Raw genomic sequence first — 18,422 nt, forward strand, 5'->3', positions numbered from 1 at the left:
CCGCAATTTTCGCGTGTTGCGGACAATAGCTTCCCTGCGCCTGCGCATCAGTTCAGCGTATCCGTCTCGCCCCAGGGGCGTGGCATGTAACGGCTCAGCGGCCCCCATTGGGCAGCCTCGGCGTGGCTCAGCCCAATGTCATTCAATGTATGCGCATCCATGGCAACGCTCTGCGACTGCCCGCGCTGCGGGCCAAAGGCGAGCGCCAGCGATGTGACCAGCGCGCGGCTCGCGCGCGTCATCCTGCCAAGAAAGGGGCACTCGCCCGCCTGCGTCACTGTCTCGGGCTCGCGCAGCGGTTCGAGCGAGGTTGTCCTGAACGGCGTGGAATGAGTGTTGGCGGTGTGGTGCACGGCGAAACTCCCGTTCGGAGCGGCACACACAGCGACTGCGGGCTGCGGTCGCTGCGGCCTTCGCCGGGGGTTTTCGGCCGTTCCCGTGCTATCTTCTGTGAAACAGGTCACATAGGCGTCAGCTTTTCCTAGCAACGGAGAGAACAGGGGGACTTGGGAATGCGCAGCGCGCCGCATCTGGTGGTTCGGCTTCTATCGGTAAATCCGTTCTTCGCTGGGCTTGCTCACGACGCCCTGGTCAAGATCGCCGCAATTTGCCTGCCGAGGCACCTGGCACCGCACGAGGTCCTGTTCCTGAAGGGCGATCCCGGCGATGGCCTCTATGCCATCCGGCATGGCCGGATCCGAATTGGCACCACGGACGATGCCGGCCAGCAGCTGACGATGAACCTGCTGGGAGGCGGCGACGTCTTCGGGGAGATCGCCCTTCTCGACGGTCGCGCCCGCAGCGCCGACGCCATTGCGCTGGAAGACACCGAGATGTTCTTCGTGCCGCGGCGTGACTTCCTGAATCTGCTCGACAACGAGCCACTGATTGCAATCCGGCTGATCGAATTGCTCTGCGAGCGGCTGCGCGGCATGAGCGAGCGCATGGAGGACACGGCCTTCCTTCCAGCCGCATCACGGCTGGCGCGACGCATCGAAGTGCTCGTCACCGACTATGGCAGCGAGCTGCACATTTCCCAGGAGGAACTGGCGGCGCTGACCGGCGTCACCCGCGAAACCGTGAACCGCCAGCTGCAGCGCTGGAAACAGATCGGCATTCTCTCCCTTGGACGGGGCCGCCTCGTGATTCATAATGTCGACAGCTTTCGGCAGCTGGCGAAGTCCGGCGCGATCTGAATACCGAGCATGAGAGGCTTGCCATGCGCTTCCTCCGATTCTCGATTGCCGCTTGCGCCATTTGCGCATCGATCCCGCCCGCCGCCGCGCAACAACCTGCGGGCTGCACCCCGTCAGCGCGGACCGATCCGCCGAGAACCGTGTTCCGGTGCAGCGGTGGCCTGATCATTGAAGCGGAGGCCGCCACCCGCTTCCAGGTCCAATCGCCACAGCCCGGCCGCGCGATTCAATCAATCGCATTGGATGGCAAAGGCCTTCTGGTCGAGCTACCCCGTMGCCGCGGGCCCCTCCAGATCCTGACGCCCCACGCCATCGCCTCGGTCCGCGGCACGATCTATGCCGTCGACGTAACGACCTCGAAGACATCGGTGTTCGTCGCCGAAGGGCGCGTGCGTGTCACGCGCCGCGATGGCACGGACCCCGTCGAACTCAATCCCGGCGATGGCGTTGACGTCTCCCAGGAAAAGCGACTTGACGTGCACCGCTGGTCCCGCGAGCGCGCCGCAGGGCTGCTTGCTCGGTTCGGGCGGTGACCTCGACGCGCAGTGTCCGCCTGCCCGCGTCGATCACCATCCTCTGCCTCGTGATCGCCGCGCTCTGGTCCGGATTTCTGGGGCGAATGCATCTCGCGGGCGAGCGCAATCCTCTCGACCGAGTCGAGGCGGCGCTCGCCGACATGCGCCTGCTTATTGCCGGTCGACGCTCACCCCCAGGCGAAATCGTCATCATCGCCATCGATGATGAAACCGTGGCTCAGCAACGCGGCTACCCGCTCCAGCGCTCCACTTTGGCTCGGATGATCCTCGCCATTGGAACCGCGGCCCCACGCACCCTTGCACTCGACCTGCTGCTCGTCGACCCGACCTCGCCCGAGACAGATGAGGCGCTTGCCCAGGCTCTCGAACGAACGCCTTCACTCGTCGCCGCGGCCGGCAGCTTCGGCCGGGACGAGGAAGGAAGCTCGCAATTACCGGCACCGAAACAGATGCTCTGGCCGCTGTCGCCGTTCGACCGGTTGGCAGCCGTCGGTCTCGTCAATATTTCATCCGACGCAAGCGGCACCCCGCGGCATGTGCCGCTGCTTTTCCGGACCGACCGCGGGGTCATGCCATCATTCGTCCTAAGTGTGGCGGCAGGCTTCAAGGGCGAGGCTCCTGTGTTCGGCGTCGATACCGTGCGCCTGGCAGGCAGCCCGGTGAAGCTCGACCTCGGATTCCATCTTCCGCTCCGGTTCTACGGCCCGCGAGGCAGCTTCGAAACGATCAGTGCAACCGGCCTGCTTGCGGGCACCGTGCCCGTAGAGCGCCTGCGGGGCCGTATCGTCATTGTCGGCGTCACCGCCACGGCTATCGGCGACACCTTCAGCACCGCCTTCGATCCCGTGACGCCGGGCGTGGAGGTCCTGGCGACCGGCATCGCTCATTTGATCGCCGGCACCGGACTGGTCCGGGATCACGAGGTGCGGTTGCTCGACGCAGGCGTGGCACTCGTGCTGGCCACCGGCTCCGTCTTCTTCATCGCCTCTGCTCCGCTCGGCATCGGCGTCGGCGCAGCGGTCTTCGGTCTCGCTGCCTGGCTGCTGGCCACCACGGCGCTCTTCGCCGCAGGCTATTGGCTCAGTTCGGCGCTCCCGCTGGCGTCAGTCATTCCACCTGTCGTCCTCGCAGTGGTTTTACGGCAGACATGGGACCGCCGCCAGGCCACGGATATCGCCCGTTCCGAAGCCGCTTTACGGCAGTTTCAGCCGCCATTGCTCGCAGATCGCATTGCACGGGACCCGGGGTTCCTGCGCGAGCCGGTGCAACAGACGGTTGCGATCCTGTTCGTGGACCTCTCGGGCTTCACGCGGCTGAGCGAGCAGGCCGGCCTCACGCGAACACGCGAATTTCTCAAGGCGTTTCACACGCTCATCGAAAACGAGGTGACCGCGCATGACGGGCTCGTCATCTCCTTCATGGGCGACGGTGCAATGATCGCGTTCGGCATTCCAGATCCGCACGCCGATGATGCCGGCCACGCTCTCTCCACGGCCTGGGCACTGCTCAAGGATATGCGCGAGTGGGCCACCGGCGAAGAGGTATCGATTGGCCATCCGGATCTTCGTGTCGGTGTCCATTTCGGCCCGGTCATCGTCTCTCGTCTCGGGCACGAAGCGCATCAGCACATCACTGCGACCGGGGACAGCGTCAATGTCGCGAGCCGCTTGATGGAAGTCGCAAAGGAGCAAGGCGCCGCGCTTGCCGTTTCAGCAGAGCTCCTCGTCGCATCCGGCGACATCCGGAAGCGCCACCGCGAACCCGACAGCATTCGCACAGTCGAGATTCGCGGCAGGCGCCAACGCATCTCCGTCGCGCTCTGGGGCGCCTGACAGCATCTGTGATCCAGATCACAGAACGCATCCGCCTTTCCGGGAAGGGTTCGGCGACAATCCCACACAGGGGAAAGGCCATGGCCAAGTACAGGGCGATTCTTCCGCAGGTCCTGGCGCGAGAATTCCTCACGGACGGCGGACTGGAAACGACACTCGCCTTTCGTGACGGGCTTGAATTGCCATTCTTCGCCGCTTTCCCGCTGGTGCGCAGCGAAGAAGGCCGAGCCCGCCTCAAGGCCTATTTCCTGCCCTATCTCACGCTCGCCGCCGAGTACGGCAAGGGCTTCATTCTGGATACGCCGACCTGGCGCGCCAATCCCGATTGGGCCCGCAAGCTGGACTACTCGCGCACCATGATCGAGGAGGTTCAGAGAGCCTCGGTTCAGCTGGCGATGGAGCTGCGTCCTCACTACGAAACCAGCGATTCAAGGATCGTGATCAACGGCGTGATCGGGCCGCGTGGGGATGGCTATCGGATCGATACGCGCATGAGCGCGCGGCAAGCGCAGCTCTACCATCAGGATCAGGTCAAGACCTTTGCCCGCACCGAAGCGGACATGGTGAGCGCCATCACGATGACCTACAGCAACGAGGCGATCGGCATCGCCGCCGCTGCGCAGGCTCACCGAATGCCCGCCGTCATCTCCTTCACCCTGGAGACCGACGGCAGGCTCCCGAGCGGAGAGCCCCTGGGCCATGCGATCGAGCGCGTCGATGAGGCAACCGAGGCCTATCCCCTCCATTACATGATCAACTGCGCGCATCCCCTGCATTTCGAGCGGGTCATCTCCGGCAGCGCACCCTGGCTCGACAGGATCGGGGGCTTGAGGGCGAACGCCTCGACCTTGAGCCACACCGAACTCGACATGGCAACCGAACTCGATGCTGGGGATCCCCTCGACCTCGCCCATCGCTATCGCAGCCTGCGCAAGCAACTCAAGAACGCGCGTGTCCTCGGAGGCTGTTGCGGCACCGACCTGCGCCATGTCAGGGCGATCTGCTATGCCTGCCTGTAGCGCGACGGGAGATTGCGCCGCTGCCGCGGCTGCTCATGCCGCATCAGCGGCCTATGACACCATCTGGCTGGCGACACGAGACAGGTCAGCCGCAGCGCCCGTCTCCCGCAAGGCGCGCGACACAGTCCCGGACAGATCGTCAAAGCGTGCGAGAGCCTCCAGACGCGCCTCGACCTCGGGGTCGAGGCCCTGCGGCCTGAGGTGATCCCGGAGGGACGCCAGGCAGCGGTGCTCCAGCACGGGAGAGTTCAGCCGCCTTGCCTTCTCCACCGCCGAGCGCAGTGCCGCCTCCGCATCCTGCTGCTGCGCCCGCACGCCCCTGGCCATGATGCCGGCCTGGATCCGATCCAGCTCCGGCTCCAGCCACAGCGAACCGCTTCGCGACATCAACGCGATCGCCCGGTCGCAGGAGGCTTGCGCCTCCGCCAACTGCCCGAGTTGAAGCTGAGCTTCGGCGAGATTGGCGAGATAGCCGGAGAGGGACAATACGTAACCGACGCGTTCGAATGCCGCGATCGCCCTCTGCATGGTTGCCGCGCCGCGCGCGAGATCACCCTTCTGGCAGAGCCCCCAGCCCAGAAACGCCGCGCCATGGGCCCGGAAGCCTGCGAGCCCGTGCTGCTCCGACAAGGCCACCAGCCGCCCTGCCTCCTGCATCAGCTCATTGGTCGCCTTCGAAAGCCCGAAGACCCAGCCACCGACATAGGACATCGGAATCGCCGCGGAATGAGGATGCCGCAAGGCGTCTGCGGAGCGAAGCGCATCGATGCCTATGCGCAGGGACTCGCCGACATTGCCGAGGCAGAAATGAGCGAGGCTCAGCAGTGATCTGGTGTGAATCTCGGTGTTCTGGCCGAACATGAATGTACTGGCCTCGTCGCGATCACGCTCTCCGATGAGCAGGGAGTGCTCGAGATGCTCGATCGCCTCGTCGGCCTTGCCCTGGCCGAGCCGCACCATGCCGATCAGACGGTGCCCGATGGCTCGGCCGGAGCCATAGTCCGCGCGCTCGGATCGATCGAGGAAGTTCTGGGCCAGCGACGCGGCTTCGGGCACATCGCCGCTGCAATTGGCGAAAGTGAACTTTCCGAACAGGAACGGAAACATCAATGCCGAGGGCTCGTCTTCGCTGCAAAGCTCCAACCCGCGCTTGCAGCATTGCAGCAAACCTGACGATGTCGGCCCCTGCGCGGCGGTGATGGAGCCGACCAGCGCCGCCTGAAGGCCGCGCTCGAGCGTCGTCCGCGCCATGTCCTCCGGCAATTTGTCGAGCAGAGACAAGCCGTGGCGAATATGCCCGATCGCCTCGATATGGGCAGAACGCTGTCCGGCGCTCGCCCCAGCCCTCAGCCAGGCCTTGACTGCCTCCTGGTAGCGGCCCGCCTCGGTGAGATGGTGCGCAGTGACCTCAGGCAAGGGGATATCGACGCCGTCCCCCTGATCGAGCAGGCCCAGAATGCGATCATGGATCGCGCGCCGTTCGGTGGCGAGCATCGATTCATGAGCCATGCGCTGAAGTAATGAATGCCGAAACTCGTAGCGGATTTCCCCGCCTATGCGCTTGGGCAGGAGAATCTCGGCGTCGACCAGCGCCTCGACAGGCGCGATCACCTCCCTGATGCCCTTCTCCAGGACGTGGGCGAGGAATACCGGGGTGAAGGAACGACCGATACACGCCGCGGCCTGTACGACGGGTCGGGCACCCGGACGCCGATCGAGCCGCTCGGACATGAGTTCCGCGAGGAGAAGCGGGACATTCGACGGTTTGCGGATGGGATGAGGCGTCTGGATGTGTTCGTCGATCAAGGAGAGCACGAACTGCTCGACAAAGAGCGGAACGCCCTCGGCGGCAGCGACCGCCTGCGCGATCTTTTCGGGAGGCAGCTCCTCCGAACCCGGAATCGCGTGCGCCAGTGCGAGACTCTGCTCCCCCGACAACGGCTCCAACGTCACGACTTCGTCGGGCTCCGGCAATCCCTCGGCGCGCGGGAACGGCCGTGCGGTGGCCACGACCATCAGTGCCTCATCGCCCCCGGCTACGAGGAGTTCCCGCAAGAGCTCCGCCGAGGACGGGTCGAGCCAATGCGCATCCTCGATCACCACAAGGGTCGGCTGTCGGCGGGCCGTGCGCACGATGACCGAGATGACGAACTCATACTGCTTGCGCTTGAACATTGTCGGGGCCGGGGCAAACTGCTCGCGGATGCCGGTTGCAGCCAAACCGATCAGGCTTGCCAGTATTTCGTTGTTCTCCGGCGTGTTGAGGCCGATTTCGTCCAGGACGGCGCCGATCTTCGCGCCGCGCACCTTGTTGTCGTCCTCGAACTTGAGACCAGCCCGTGCCCAGAGAAAGCTCGCGACCGGGTAGAGCGGCGTACTCGCGAACAGCTCATGGCAATAGGTCATGTAAATCGCTGCATCGGAGAGCGCCGGATGACCGCAGATCTCCGTGATGACCTTCGTCTTTCCGACTCCTGCATCCGCGGCCACGAGAACGAACTGCGCCCGCCTGTCGCTCGTTGCGCTGGTCCAGCGCGCAAGGATGCTCTGGAGATGGCTTTCCCGGCCGACAGCGATCGGAACACTGCTCGCGACCCTGCCTCGGCGCCGCGCCGTTCCCAATCGCTCACGAGCAATCTCGAAGACTTCGATCTCACGCGAAAGGCCCCGGATGGCTCTTGGGCCGAGGGCCCTGACTTCAAACAGCCCGGCGGTGAGGTCGGTGACCTCCCGGGTCGCCACGACCGTCCCAGGCGCGGCCTCAGCCTGCAGTCGCGCCGCGAGATTGATGGCCTCGCCCACCGCACCGAGTTCGCTGGAGCCGCTGCTGACGCGGGCCGGAGCCATCACGACGAGGCCCGTGTGAACGCCGATACGCGCTGCGATATCCGGAACGGTGCCATCCTCGATGCTCGTGTTCAGCGTCTTGATCCGCTCCATCAGCTCGAGGGAGGCACGGACGGCCCGTTCCGCGTCGTTCTCGCGGGCCGTGGGATAGCCGAAGAAGATGAGGACACCGTCGCCCGTGTAACTCGCAACGAAGCCGCCATAGCGCTCCATGGTCGTCAGGGTCAGTTGCTGGTAGCGGCGCTGAACGAGACGGAGCTCTTCCGGATCAAGCTGCTCCGACAACTGGGTGTAACCGACGAGGTCGACGAAGACGATCGTGACGTAGCGCCTCTCCGACACAAGTTTTCGAGGCTCGGCTTCGCTCATCGTCATCGCACAGGCTCCTGTGTCGCGAAAGTCGGCGCTCGGCTACTGTCTCGTCAGTTTGAATATGGCCGCATATGCGCATAGAGTGAAGTCATTACCTAGCTGTCTCTAGTTTTTCCGCCAGTATACGGGGGGCGACCGTTCATGCCTGCCTCAAGAATATCGCGTCTTTTCTCCCGAACATCAGCCGAAGCCAGTCCCGGCGCACCACAGACGATCAAAACGGTCGTCATTTGCGCCCATCTTCGGCCTGGTCGCGACAAACGGCGCTCGACGCATTTCATGCAACCTATCGCAGGTCTGCATATTGCTGCACTGATCGATGCAAAGCGATTTGATGTCGTGCTTTATCATGAAGACTGGCACGGCCCATTCGACCCTGCACATTGCAACAAGTACGACCTCGTATTCCTCACGGGGCTTCAGCCCGACTTCGATCGACTGCGGCAACTCTCCTATCATTTCAGACGCAGTGGAGCGACGGTCGTTGCCGGCGGGAGCGTATGCACGCTTTTCCCGGAATTCGCTCAGCAGTTCTTCGATGTCGTCTGCGCCGGCGGCGTCGATTGCGTCAGAGATGTCGTTAACGATTATTTGGCCGGCTCGCTCCGACCAATCTACCGCTCTCCGATTGCACAAATCTCCGACTACACGGTCGATTATAGCCTTTTGCGCAAAAGCGGCATCAATCCGAGCACGCATCTTGCGGAGACCTCACGCGGATGCAGCTTCAAATGCAGCTTTTGCGTCATCCCCTCGGAAGTCGGGGCGCATGTTCGCCATGGGCTAGCCAGCTTCAAGGCGTCGCTCGAAAGCGCGCTGCAATCGAGCCCCCGCTTGAGCATGCGCAGCTGGTATCCGATGGTCATGCTGCTGGACAATAATTTCTCGGATGACCGGGCCCATATGCTGGCCATCTGCGAGTTCCTGCGCGACCATCCCAAGGTGCGGGGCTGGGGCGCGCTGGTCACCCAGAACGTCGTCCAGGACCGCGCGCTCATCGAGACCTTCGCCGCCTCCAAATGCGTCGGGCTGTTCGTCGGGATTGAATCGCTCGATGCGAGCTTTCTGCGCCGCTACAACAAGACCCAGAACCTCAGCCGGCGCCAGAATGTCATCGATGACGTCGCCTTCGCCGAGGGGCACGGCATTGCCGTCGGTTACGGCTATCTCTTCGACCCTCGCTACCAGACGGCTGCGGAGATGCAGCAGGCCATGGAAGCCATCGCCGACAACCCGCTGATGCCGATGCCGACCTATCTCAGCGTCGTTGCTCCTCTCGCCGGAACCCAGCTCTTCTGGGAGGATCTGGAGAGCGGGCGCCTGGCTCCCAATCTTCGCTTCCGGGACCTGGACGGCGAGACGATCTGCTACGCGCAGCTTGCCGAACCGGCTCAGCCGATCGTCGCCTTTCTCGAACGGATCTTCCGGCGTCCCTGGACCGTGGTCGGGCGCATGCGCATCCTGCTCAAGACCTTGCGGAGGCTCCGCCACAGCCGTTCGTTCAACCCGATGCGATGGTACATCATCGCCTCGGCGAGCTTTCATTGCTTTACCTGGTCAAAGTCCTCGCCGGCGCGACCGCGCACCTATCTGGCTGGGAGCGATACGCTCGACCCGCAATATGGCGAACATCCGGACGATCTGTCGCCGGAGGATCGCGTCCGCTATTTCGAGCCGATCGCGCTCACCGATGGCGACGGCAAGCCGAGCCTCTGGCTCATTCCCTATGCCGAAGCCCGCCGGAAACCCAAGGCGACGGCACGACCTCTGCCGGTTTCGCCTCCCCTGGACACCGGCATCGTCGCCATGCGGCCGGAGAAATAGCGCAGCATTCCAGGCTCACTTGCCTTTCGGCTTTGGGCTGGCCCTGCCCCTCGGGGCTGGAGAGCGCGGTCGTGGAACCTTGGGCGAACCTTCCTCTTCCGTAGGCCCGCCATCCTTCGGCATCGTACCGAGCTTCTGGCTGGCGCTCTTGGGCGCATCGACATAGGCCCTGCCGATGAGTCCCTGCAATTCAGGCAGACTGTATTTGGCGATGTGCGCGAGCGTCGCCGTCCGGAGCTTGGTGCTGTCTCCGGCAGCCTCCGCCTGGGCAGCCTGGAGACCGTCCAGAAACCTGTTGAGCTCGTCCCGGGAGGCACGCAAAGGAGGCGGCGGGGACTTTGGCTTGCGTGTTTTCACGGCCATGACGCACCTCGCCAAGCTACTGCATGATGTTGAGGATCTGCGCGCGGATCTGCGGGCTCAGCATCAGATCCATATGCTCGAGACTGTCCCGGTCAATGTCTCCGGTCACGGTGCGCACATTGGCCGCGGGGGTCGAGACCAGACGCGCGGACCAGGCCGGGATCACGCCATCTCCCGGGCAACAGGAGTGATCGACAATGGGTGACGGATCGGAGTTCGGGTCGAAGGCGGGGTCGATCCAGTCCCATGTCTGCTCAAGGATCGTCTCGTCGACGGTTCTTCCACTGCGCTGCTGGACGCCGCGGATATTGTAGAACTTGCTCTTCGTGGCCGCCCCGAGCGGCAGCGCCACATTCTCATAGACCGTGTTGCCCCGGCCCAGGGCGGCAYGGCTGAAGCCCCAGTTCACGGGGTAGCGCACCTGGGTTCCGTTCTTCCCGGGGTTGTAAGGATCGGCGATCGCGCCGGTATCGCGGTCCCTGACCGGATATCGCGACAGCGGATAGTTCTGATCGGCAGCCAACGCCGCCTGGTCACGCTGGAAGGTCGCCTGGTCCAGGTAGAGAAGCGTGTATGGCCCCGGCAACGACGAGATCAACTGGGTCAGATTGCGCGGGTCGTAGGACCATGAGAGCCTGTCCAGGTCGGGGTCGCCCTTGAAATAGCGGTTCAGTTGCCCGGCATAGCCGTAGAAGGGCGACCCGACGCTGATCGCCCGCCTGACCGCTGCGACATGCGAGCCGCCCTGGTTCAGGACCAGCTTGACGACCATGCCGCCGAAGCTGTGCCCGATCAGCGTCACATCGGCGAAGGGATCGGTGCCGCATTCCTCGCGGACCCGTTGACGGAACTTCGGCACGAAGCTCTTCAGGAAGAAGCGCGCCACGAGCTCGGGATCGCGCCGCCAGTCCCAGCCAAAGACGAACCAATCGAATTTCCTGGCTGTGCACCAGCTCAGGAAATCGTCGTAGGGGGTAAGCACCGGAGGAAACCGGACGCAGCCATCGGCGATCACGAAATGCCGGCCCGCATCGTCATCGCCCTTCATCTTGAGCAGCAGCGCGCCCCCGGTCAGGATGGGGCAATCCAGCCAGATCAGATTGTAGAAATAGGGCGTATTGCCCTGGGTCGTGGTCGCCCATTTGATGCTGGATCCCATGCCTCCCGGGAACAGGATGACCGTCTTGCGCCGCGCCGGTCTGTGCTGCCTGTAGCGCGCGATGAACTGCGAAATCTGCTCGTCGAGTTGCGCGAGCTGCTGCTTGTCACGATCAGCGACGTAGCTCATTTCGCCTCCGGTCGAGAACGCTCTCACATTCTGCGGGTAAGGCAGGCTTGCTCATCCAAGCGACAGGCCGGCAGGGATGGGGCAACAACGACGCGACCATCCCAAACCGCAATGACAGCATCTCTCAAACGACTGACGCAGGCAATGCTGTAGTGACGCTACGAGATGCTTCCCTCAGATCTGCGTCAGGAACTCAAATCCGAACCAAGACGAAGAATGGGCGCACCGTCCGGGCGCATTCCGGCCCGAGGACATGTCTGACCGTGTTCCTGCGCCCTCTCGGCGCTCGCCACCGGCAAGCCGCCAGCGAGCCGGAGCGGGGATACGGCCGCGGCCGGCTCGCATCGGTCACAACTTCACCGCCCGCAGCCGCGCGGCATTGGCGATCACGCTGACCGAGGACAACGCCATCGCGGCCGCTGCGATGATCGGCGACAACAGCAAGCCGAAGATCGGATAGAGCACGCCTGCCGCCACCGGCACCCCGAACGCGTTGTAGACGAAGGCGAAGAACAGGTTCTGTCGGATATTGCGCATCGTGGCCTCAGACAGACGCCGGGCACGCACGATCCCGGTCATGTCGCCCTGGAGCAATGTGACGCCGGCACTCTCGATGGCGACATCGGTCCCGGAGCCCATCGCGATGCCGACATCGGCTGCAGCCAGAGCCGGCGCGTCATTGACGCCGTCGCCCGCCATCGCGACCACGCGCCCCTCCCGCTTGAGCTTCGCCACGACCGCGCTCTTGTCCTCTGGGAGAACCTCGGCCTCGACCTCGGTGATGCCGAGCCTGCGGGCCACGGCTTGCGCCGTGGTACGGTTGTCGCCGGTGAGCATGACGACGCGTATCCCCTCGGACCGCAGCGCCGACAGAGCCTCCGGCGTCGAAGCCTTGACCGGGTCGGCAATGGCGATCACGCCAGCGGGCTTGCCGTCCACGCCCATGAAAATCGCCGTCGCACCGTCCCTGCGCAGGTCGTCCGCGATCTGGACGAGGCCCGACACATCGACGCCGTGCTCGGCCAGGAAGCGATCATTGCCGAGCACGATCCGCTGGCCCTCGACCGTTCCCAACGCTCCCTTGCCGGTCGGGGAATCGAAGTCCGTCACGGCCGCCGTCGTAACGCCCTTGGCTTCGGCAGATGCAACGATCGCAACCGCCAGGGGATGCTCGCTCGGCCGCTCCACGCTGGCGGCAAGGCGCAGAATGTCGGCCTCGGAAAATCCCGAAGCCGGCCGGATCGCGGTGACCGCCGGCCGCCCCTCGGTGAGCGTGCCGGTCTTGTCGACGACAAGCGTGTCGATCTTCTCCATCTGCTCAAGCGCCTCGGCATTCTTGATCAGCACGCCGGCCCGGGCCCCTCGCCCGACACCGACCATGATCGACATCGGCGTCGCAAGGCCGAGCGCACAGGGGCAGGCGATGATCAGGACCGAGACCGCAGCCACCAGCCCGAAGGCAAGGCGCGGCTCCGGCCCCCAGATGGCCCAGGCGGCAAAGGCGAGCAGGGCAATGGCGATGACGGCCGGCACGAAATAGCCAGAGACCTGGTCGGCCAGGCGCTGGATCGGCGCGCGGCTGCGCTGGGCTTCCGAGACCAGCAACACGATCCGCGACAGCATGGCGTCGCGCCCGATCTTCTGCGCTTCGATGACGAGGCCGCCGGACTGGTTCATCGTGCCGCCGATCACGGCGTCGCCGACAGTCTTGGTCACGGGCATGGATTCGCCAGTGACCATGGATTCGTCGACAGCGCTGCGGCCATCGACCACTGCGCCGTCCACGGGCACTTTCTCGCCAGGGCGAACCCGCAGACGATCCCCCAATTGCACCGTATCGAGCTGGATCTCCTCCTCGGAGCCGTCGGCATTCAGACGCCGGGCCGTCTTGGGAGCAAGATCGAGAAGGGCGCGAATGGCGCCGCCCGTGCTTTCCCGCGCGCGCAGCTCGAGCACCTGCCCGAGCAAGACCAGCACCGTGATGACAGCCGCGGCCTCGAAATAAACTGCGACCGAGCCGTCATGCCCGCGGAAGGCCGGCGGGAAGATCCCGGGCATCAACGTCGCCACGACGCTGTAGACCCAGGCAACGCCCGTTCCCATCGCAATCAGCGTGAACATGTTGAGGTTGCGGCTGACCAGCGAATGCCAGCCGCGCTCGAAGAACGGCCAGCCAGCCCACAGCACCACCGGCGTCGCCAGGGCGAGCTGGATCCAGTTGGAGAGGTGACGCGGAATCAGGTGGTCAAGGTCGAGCAGATGCCCACCCATTTCCAGGATCGCGACCGGGAGGGCGAGAACGAGGCCGATCCAGAAGCGCCGGCTCATGTCGACCAGCTCGGCATTGGGCTGTGCTTCAGCAGTCATCAGAACCGGTTCGAGCGCCATGCCGCAGATCGGGCAGGAACCCGGCCCGATCTGCCTGATCTCGGGATGCATCGGGCAGGTGTAGGTCGCCCCCTCCGGCGCGGTATCGGTTGCCGCGGCTAGCTCTGGATCGACGTAACGAGCCGGGTCAGCCTCGAATTTCGACTGGCAGCCAGAGGAGCAGAAATAATAGGGCCGCCCTCCGTGCTGCGCGCGGTGTGTCGTCTCGTGGGGATCGACCGCCATCCCGCAGACCGGATCCTTGACCTGCCCCTCATTCGTCTTCCCGGCATCCTGGTGCCCGACATGGGCACCATGTCCGTGGTTACCATGGTGGGCGGCATGGCCCACATGGGCCTCGTGACCACCGTGAGACGTCTCCTTCGGGGCATTCGCCATGATATTCCTTTGCACAATCCGGCCGCGATAGCGGCGGCATCGTGCAACCTTCCATTGTGGGAAGGTCAAGCCTGCCCCTCACCGCTCCGCAGCATGCGCCTCGCAGAATTCAGCCAAGCTCCGGAAGGTCCAGGCTGGGCGCGGCATATCCTTCGGTGGCAGCGTTGCGCCTCCGCCCCCCTTGTCGTGACGGCGGTCGATCCAGGCACTGCTGATCCCCATTGCGCTGGCCGGCACGTGGTCGTGGAACAGGCTTTGCGCCACGTGGAGGATCTTGCCCTTGTCCTCGCCGACATGGGCCAGCATGTACTCGAAATTGGCGAGCGATGGCTTGTAGGAGCCGATATCCTGCGCGGTGAACCGGAGGTCGAACTCCGTGCCGAGCAAGGCCGCACTGCGGCCAAGGCTCGCGCGGTCGACATTGGAGAGCACGACAAGGCGATAGTGCCTGGCCAGATATTGCAGAGCCTCGCGACTATCGGGGAAGGCCGGCCAGTTCCCGACCGAAGCACCGAATTCCCGGGCCGCCAGCTGATCAGGCGGCGTGCCGAAATGCCTGGCGAGGTCGCCATGCACGCGCTCCAGAATCTCGGGATAAAGCAGCCGCGGCTGTTCAGCCTCCCACTGGCTTTCGAGCCGGGCAAACTCGGCGAGCAGGTCTTCGTCACGGACGACAATCCCCCTGGCGTTCAGCCAAGGCTGCAATTGCGCCAGCAGACCGGACTCCCAGTCGATCAGGGTGCCGTAAACATCGAAGGTCAGGGTGGTGAAATCACGCAGCTTCATGGGCCGTCTCCATCATCTCTCTGGTGACGGTCATAGACCGGCGGCGATTCCCGCTCTTGTCCCGATTTCCAAACCTTTGGGCTCAATCTCCACGTCGCAATGCCGCGGGAGTGGTCGAGCGCCGACGACGCAGGCTTCGCGTCAGCGCACTTTGATCGCTGAACCCGACTGCAAGCGCGATCTCGGCAAGCGGACGCCGGGTTTCACGGATCAGTTGTTCGGCTTCCCGCAGGCGCAGATCGGCGAGATAGCGCCCCGGCGACATACCGATCCAACGCTGGAACAGCGCATGCAAGCCACTGACCGACACGCCGGCGGCGACTGCCAGCTGCTGGACGGTCAGCGTCGCATCATAGCCATGACCGAGCAGCGAGACCGCACGCTCCAGCGCTGGCGGCCAATGCAGCCGATCGCCGGACCGTTCCGCCACCGCCTCGAGCAACATGCCGCCGAGCCGATCAAGCAGGTCCGATCGGCGCGCAGGCGCCGCCGCATCATGGGCGATGTAATGCGCGAGATGCCGCAATCCGGCGTCGAGGGGGTGAAATGGCTGCCCCTCCGCCTGGTGGACGAGGCGATCCGGCAGGCCAAAGAAGCCCGCTCCGGTCGGAACATCGAGCACGACGAAATGGCCATGATGCGGGGTCGTGAAACGGTGGCGCGCCTGCGAGGCGACGATCACGAAGCTGCTGTCATCGACGATGCCATCCTGCCCCGCGATGCGCATCTGCATGGTGCCATCGACGGGCACGACAATCTGATGCCAGTCGTGCGCGTGCTCCGTTTCATGTGGCGGATAGGATCGTAGCGACAGGATCGGGCGCATCCGCAGCCTCCCCATTCGAAGTTCTGTGCCCGAAGTTCGACACCCCGGGGAAGCGCCGGCATGAGCACGGCAAAATGGGCAGAGAAGGGCCGCTTCGCAAGCATCATTCGACGGAAAACCGAAGCAAATGAGCCAGTCCTGGGGCGCTATTCCCTGGCTCGCCTGCGATGAGTTCATGGACCTTGCGGCGGCAATCGCTCATACCAGAGCCGAAAGTCCACAGCGGTGGATGATGAAATCGCCCCATGCTCAACCTCAACGACCTTCATCTCTTCGTCCAGGCCGTCGACAGCGGCGGCTTCGCGTCGGCGTCACGCCGCCTCGGCATGCCCAAATCGACGATCAGCAAGCGCGTCGCCGTGCTTGAAGCCAGTCTCGCCACACGGTTGATTCACCGGACATCGCGCAGCTTCACGCTGACTGAACTCGGGCGGGACTTCTACGAGCACGCGCGCGCCTCGCTGATCGAGGCGGAAGCCGCCGAGAGCATCGTCCGCCGGCGCCAGGCCGAGCCCAGCGGCACCGTGCGGGTCACGACATCGGTCCCGACAGCGCAGCTCTACCTGGCGGAACGCCTACCGGCGCTTGTGGCAGCCTATCCGAAGCTGACGGTGCAGCTTCATGCCACCGATCGCTTCGTCGACCTGGCCCAGGAGGGATTTGACATCGCGGTGCGCAGCCATTTCGCGCCACTGCCGGATTCGGGGCTCGTGCAGTTGCAGGTCGCCACGGTGACCATCATACTGGTGGCGTCTCCGGGCTATCTCAGCCAGCGGAGCGCTCCTGCCGTGCCAGGCGATCTCAGTGTGCATGACGGGCTCCTGGTCTCCCCCTCCGCCAAGATCTGGCGACTGCACGACAGCGCAGGCCAGGAGGTGCTCGCCGCGCCCTTCGGGCGCTTCATCGCCGACGAAACGCAGATATTGCTCGGAGCTGCCAAGGCCGGGCTTGGGATCGCATGCCTGCCGGAGGTCGCCTGCCGAAGGGCCATCGATGCCGGCGAAATCATGCGCGTCCTGCCGGACTGGACAGCCGGCACGGTCACGACCTCGATCCTGACGACACATCGGCGCGGGCAGCTCCCCGGCGTCCGCGCGGTCGTCTCGTTTCTGGCAAAGGGGCTGCGCGCTTAGCGTCGGGCGAGCCGACAAGGGAATAATCCCGCCCTCGGAAACAGTTTTCCTAAGCGAAGCATCGGTCACGATGCTATTCATCTCCGGCGCTCACCCCGAATCAGCCCGCCTGACGAAAATAGTTCGATGAGGATCCTCGCCCCGGCCGCCAGGTCTTCGCTGCCCCAGCTCCGCGACGAGCGGCTCGCCGACGGGTGGACAGGCCGGTGACGGAGAAAAGCCAGACCGGCTCTGTCGCAGCCCTCGGTGCGATCGTCACCGGTGCCCTGATCCTGCAGATCGCAAGCACGATCATTCACACGGTCGTACCCCTGCGCCTGGCGGTCGAAAAGCAGCCTCCTCTCCTCATCGGCATCGTCGGTTCCGCCTATTCGCTCGGCTTCCTGCTCGGCTGTTTCGCTATCCCCTCGCTGATCCGGCGGATCGGCCATATCCGTGGCTTTGCGGTCTTTGCCGCGGTGCAATCGGTGCTTGCGCTGAGCTTTCCGGCCATGCCGGTGGAATGGTGGGGCGTCTCGCGCTTCATCATGGGCGTGGCCGCAGCCGGGCACGGCATCTGCATCGAAAGCTGGATCAGCGGACAGGCGCCTTCGAGCCATCGCGGCCGGATTTTCGGCGCCTACCAGATCCTCAATCGCCTCGCACTGATCGGCTCGCAGATCGGGATCGGCTATGTCGCCATCGAATCCCACGACATCTTCCTGATCGCGAGCGCCGCTTTTTCGCTGGCGCTCATCCCGGTCGGGCTGACGCGCACGAGAGCCCCGGAATCGCACGAGCTCGTCTCGGTCAAGCTGAAGACGCTCTGGCTCCAGGCCCCGGCTGCCGTCGTCGGTTGTCTTTACGTCGGATTGATGGGCGGGGTGCTGACCAATGTCGCCCCGGCCTATGGCATCCTCATCGGTCTCGACCAGCAATCGGCCATCCTGCTGACCGCCTCGATCCAGATCGGCGCGCTGATCCTGCAATGGCCGATCGGCCTGATGGCCGACCGGATCGACAGCCGCATCATCATGCTGGGCGCGGCAACGATCGTGACGCTCGCTGCCGCAGCGCTCGGCGCCGTGCTCTTCGCCAATGCTCCGCACGCCAAGCTCTGGTCCTACACCCTCTTCGCGCTGATCGGGGGCTGCAGCGTTGCGCTCTACACCGTCGCGGTCACGCATGCCTATCTCAGGCTGGGGCAGGATCAGGCGGTCRGCCTTTCGGCCGGGCTGCTCTTCCTCTGGGGAACGGGCGCAGCCATCGGCCCGATCGTCGCCACCGGGTTCATGCAAGTGTTCGGGCCGCAGGCGTTGCTGGCCTATATCGGCCTGCTATCGGCCGGCCTCGTCGGCTATCTCGCTGTGCGGCTGTTGAAAAAGCCGCCGGCGGCAAGCCTCGGCTCCGAGCGCAGCACACGGCCACCGTCCATGCCGGATATCGGGCCGAGACCGCGATAGGCAGCTCTTACAAAGCGATAGACAGCTCTCGCAAAGCGGCCCGCCTGTGCCAGGCGGGCCCTGTTCATATCATACGCCGAGCGGGCTCGGTGTGCCGGCGCCAGGCTCAGTAGCCGAGCGCCATGCCGTCCTTGCGCTGATCGGAGCCGCCGAGCAGGACGCCCCGCGCCTCGTCGATCCAGATGGCCTGGC

General features: G+C 64.6%; 15 protein-coding genes. 7 read left to right on the top strand and 8 right to left on the bottom strand.

The genetic code is table 11. From position 1 onward, the window contains the following. Positions 1-47: 47 nt before the first annotated feature. Entirely contained in the window at positions 48-353 is a 306-nt protein-coding gene (locus AC1DRP_RS12660) for a hypothetical protein (RefSeq protein WP_441490283.1), read from the bottom strand. A 159-nt stretch (positions 354-512) separates the two neighbouring features. Between AC1DRP_RS12660 and AC1DRP_RS12665 the strand changes: the two genes are divergently transcribed. From AC1DRP_RS12665 to AC1DRP_RS12680, 4 genes are all read left to right on the top strand, one after another. Further along, the gene (locus tag AC1DRP_RS12665; RefSeq protein WP_441490284.1) at positions 513-1,196 is read left to right on the top strand and encodes a Crp/Fnr family transcriptional regulator; all 684 of its coding nucleotides are present in this window, start codon (positions 513-515) and stop codon (positions 1,194-1,196) included. A 23-nt stretch (positions 1,197-1,219) separates the two neighbouring features. Beyond that, entirely contained in the window at positions 1,220-1,729 is a 510-nt protein-coding gene (locus tag AC1DRP_RS12670; protein WP_476768634.1) for a FecR domain-containing protein, read from the top strand. Beyond that, entirely contained in the window at positions 1,726-3,564 is a 1,839-nt protein-coding gene (locus tag AC1DRP_RS12675; protein ID WP_441507843.1) for a CHASE2 domain-containing protein, read from the top strand. Before AC1DRP_RS12670 ends, AC1DRP_RS12675 begins: the two co-directional genes overlap by 4 nt. An 80-nt stretch (positions 3,565-3,644) precedes the next feature. After that, entirely contained in the window at positions 3,645-4,583 is a 939-nt protein-coding gene (locus tag AC1DRP_RS12680; RefSeq protein ID WP_441507842.1) for a homocysteine S-methyltransferase family protein, read from the top strand. 51 nt (positions 4,584-4,634) lie between these two features. Here AC1DRP_RS12680 and AC1DRP_RS12685 read toward each other — a convergent pair whose 3' ends face one another. Continuing rightward, a complete protein-coding gene (locus tag AC1DRP_RS12685; protein ID WP_441507841.1) occupies positions 4,635-7,805 on the bottom strand; it encodes an ATP-binding protein in 3,171 nt (1,056 codons plus the stop codon). A gap of 177 nt (positions 7,806-7,982) precedes the next feature. Beyond that, the gene (locus AC1DRP_RS12690; protein WP_441490289.1) at positions 7,983-8,501 is read right to left on the bottom strand and encodes a hypothetical protein; all 519 of its coding nucleotides are present in this window, start codon (positions 8,499-8,501) and stop codon (positions 7,983-7,985) included. A gap of 135 nt (positions 8,502-8,636) precedes the next feature. On the opposite strand from AC1DRP_RS12690, the gene AC1DRP_RS12695 reads away from it, so the two are divergent. After that, a complete protein-coding gene (locus AC1DRP_RS12695; protein WP_441490290.1) occupies positions 8,637-9,626 on the top strand; it encodes a radical SAM protein in 990 nt (329 codons plus the stop codon). Positions 9,627-9,641: 15 nt separating this feature from the next. On the opposite strand, the gene AC1DRP_RS12700 is transcribed toward AC1DRP_RS12695, so the two are convergent. The 5 genes from AC1DRP_RS12700 to AC1DRP_RS12720 form a co-directional block, all read right to left on the bottom strand. Continuing rightward, complete coding sequence (locus AC1DRP_RS12700; RefSeq protein WP_441507840.1) at positions 9,642-9,989, bottom strand: hypothetical protein; 348 nt, start codon at positions 9,987-9,989, stop codon at positions 9,642-9,644. 16 nt (positions 9,990-10,005) lie between these two features. Beyond that, entirely contained in the window at positions 10,006-11,277 is a 1,272-nt protein-coding gene (locus AC1DRP_RS12705) for a hypothetical protein (RefSeq protein ID WP_476768635.1), read from the bottom strand. A 348-nt stretch (positions 11,278-11,625) separates the two neighbouring features. Continuing rightward, on the bottom strand, positions 11,626-14,043 hold the full coding sequence (locus tag AC1DRP_RS12710; RefSeq protein ID WP_476768636.1) for a heavy metal translocating P-type ATPase: 2,418 nt from the start codon (positions 14,041-14,043) through the stop codon (positions 11,626-11,628). 78 nt (positions 14,044-14,121) lie between these two features. Beyond that, on the bottom strand, positions 14,122-14,829 hold the full coding sequence (locus AC1DRP_RS12715) for an HAD-IA family hydrolase (protein ID WP_441507837.1): 708 nt from the start codon (positions 14,827-14,829) through the stop codon (positions 14,122-14,124). An 82-nt stretch (positions 14,830-14,911) separates the two neighbouring features. Beyond that, positions 14,912-15,655: a helix-turn-helix transcriptional regulator gene (locus AC1DRP_RS12720; RefSeq protein ID WP_441507836.1), complete on the bottom strand. Its 744-nt coding sequence runs from the start codon at positions 15,653-15,655 to the stop codon at positions 14,912-14,914. A 245-nt stretch (positions 15,656-15,900) separates the two neighbouring features. Here AC1DRP_RS12720 and AC1DRP_RS12725 point away from each other — a divergent pair, with 245 nt between their 5' ends. Then, a complete protein-coding gene (locus AC1DRP_RS12725) occupies positions 15,901-16,788 on the top strand; it encodes a LysR substrate-binding domain-containing protein (protein ID WP_441507835.1) in 888 nt (295 codons plus the stop codon). 206 nt (positions 16,789-16,994) lie between these two features. After that, the gene (locus AC1DRP_RS12730) at positions 16,995-18,230 is read left to right on the top strand and encodes an MFS transporter (protein ID WP_476768637.1); all 1,236 of its coding nucleotides are present in this window, start codon (positions 16,995-16,997) and stop codon (positions 18,228-18,230) included. Positions 18,231-18,422 lie beyond the last annotated feature (192 nt).

It is taken from the genome of Allobosea sp. 01N443 (assembly GCF_056399325.1).

Bases quoted from the DNA above. Each gene is read 5' to 3' on its own strand.
- AC1DRP_RS12690 (WP_441490289.1), bottom strand. From the start codon at position 8,501: ATGCGTGCTCGGATTGATGCCGCTTTTGCGCAAAAGGCTATAATCGAC.
- AC1DRP_RS12685 (WP_441507841.1), bottom strand. From the start codon at position 7,805: ATGACGATGAGCGAAGCCGAGCCTCGAAAACTTGTGTCGGAGAGGCGC.
- AC1DRP_RS12715 (WP_441507837.1), bottom strand. From the start codon at position 14,829: ATGAAGCTGCGTGATTTCACCACCCTGACCTTCGATGTTTACGGCACC.
- AC1DRP_RS12680 (WP_441507842.1), top strand. From the start codon at position 3,645: ATGGCCAAGTACAGGGCGATTCTTCCGCAGGTCCTGGCGCGAGAATTC.
- AC1DRP_RS12725 (WP_441507835.1), top strand. From the start codon at position 15,901: ATGCTCAACCTCAACGACCTTCATCTCTTCGTCCAGGCCGTCGACAGC.
- AC1DRP_RS12700 (WP_441507840.1), bottom strand. From the start codon at position 9,989: ATGGCCGTGAAAACACGCAAGCCAAAGTCCCCGCCGCCTCCTTTGCGT.
- AC1DRP_RS12720 (WP_441507836.1), bottom strand. From the start codon at position 15,655: ATGCGCCCGATCCTGTCGCTACGATCCTATCCGCCACATGAAACGGAG.
- AC1DRP_RS12665 (WP_441490284.1), top strand. From the start codon at position 513: ATGCGCAGCGCGCCGCATCTGGTGGTTCGGCTTCTATCGGTAAATCCG.
- AC1DRP_RS12710 (WP_476768636.1), bottom strand. From the start codon at position 14,043: ATGGCGAATGCCCCGAAGGAGACGTCTCACGGTGGTCACGAGGCCCAT.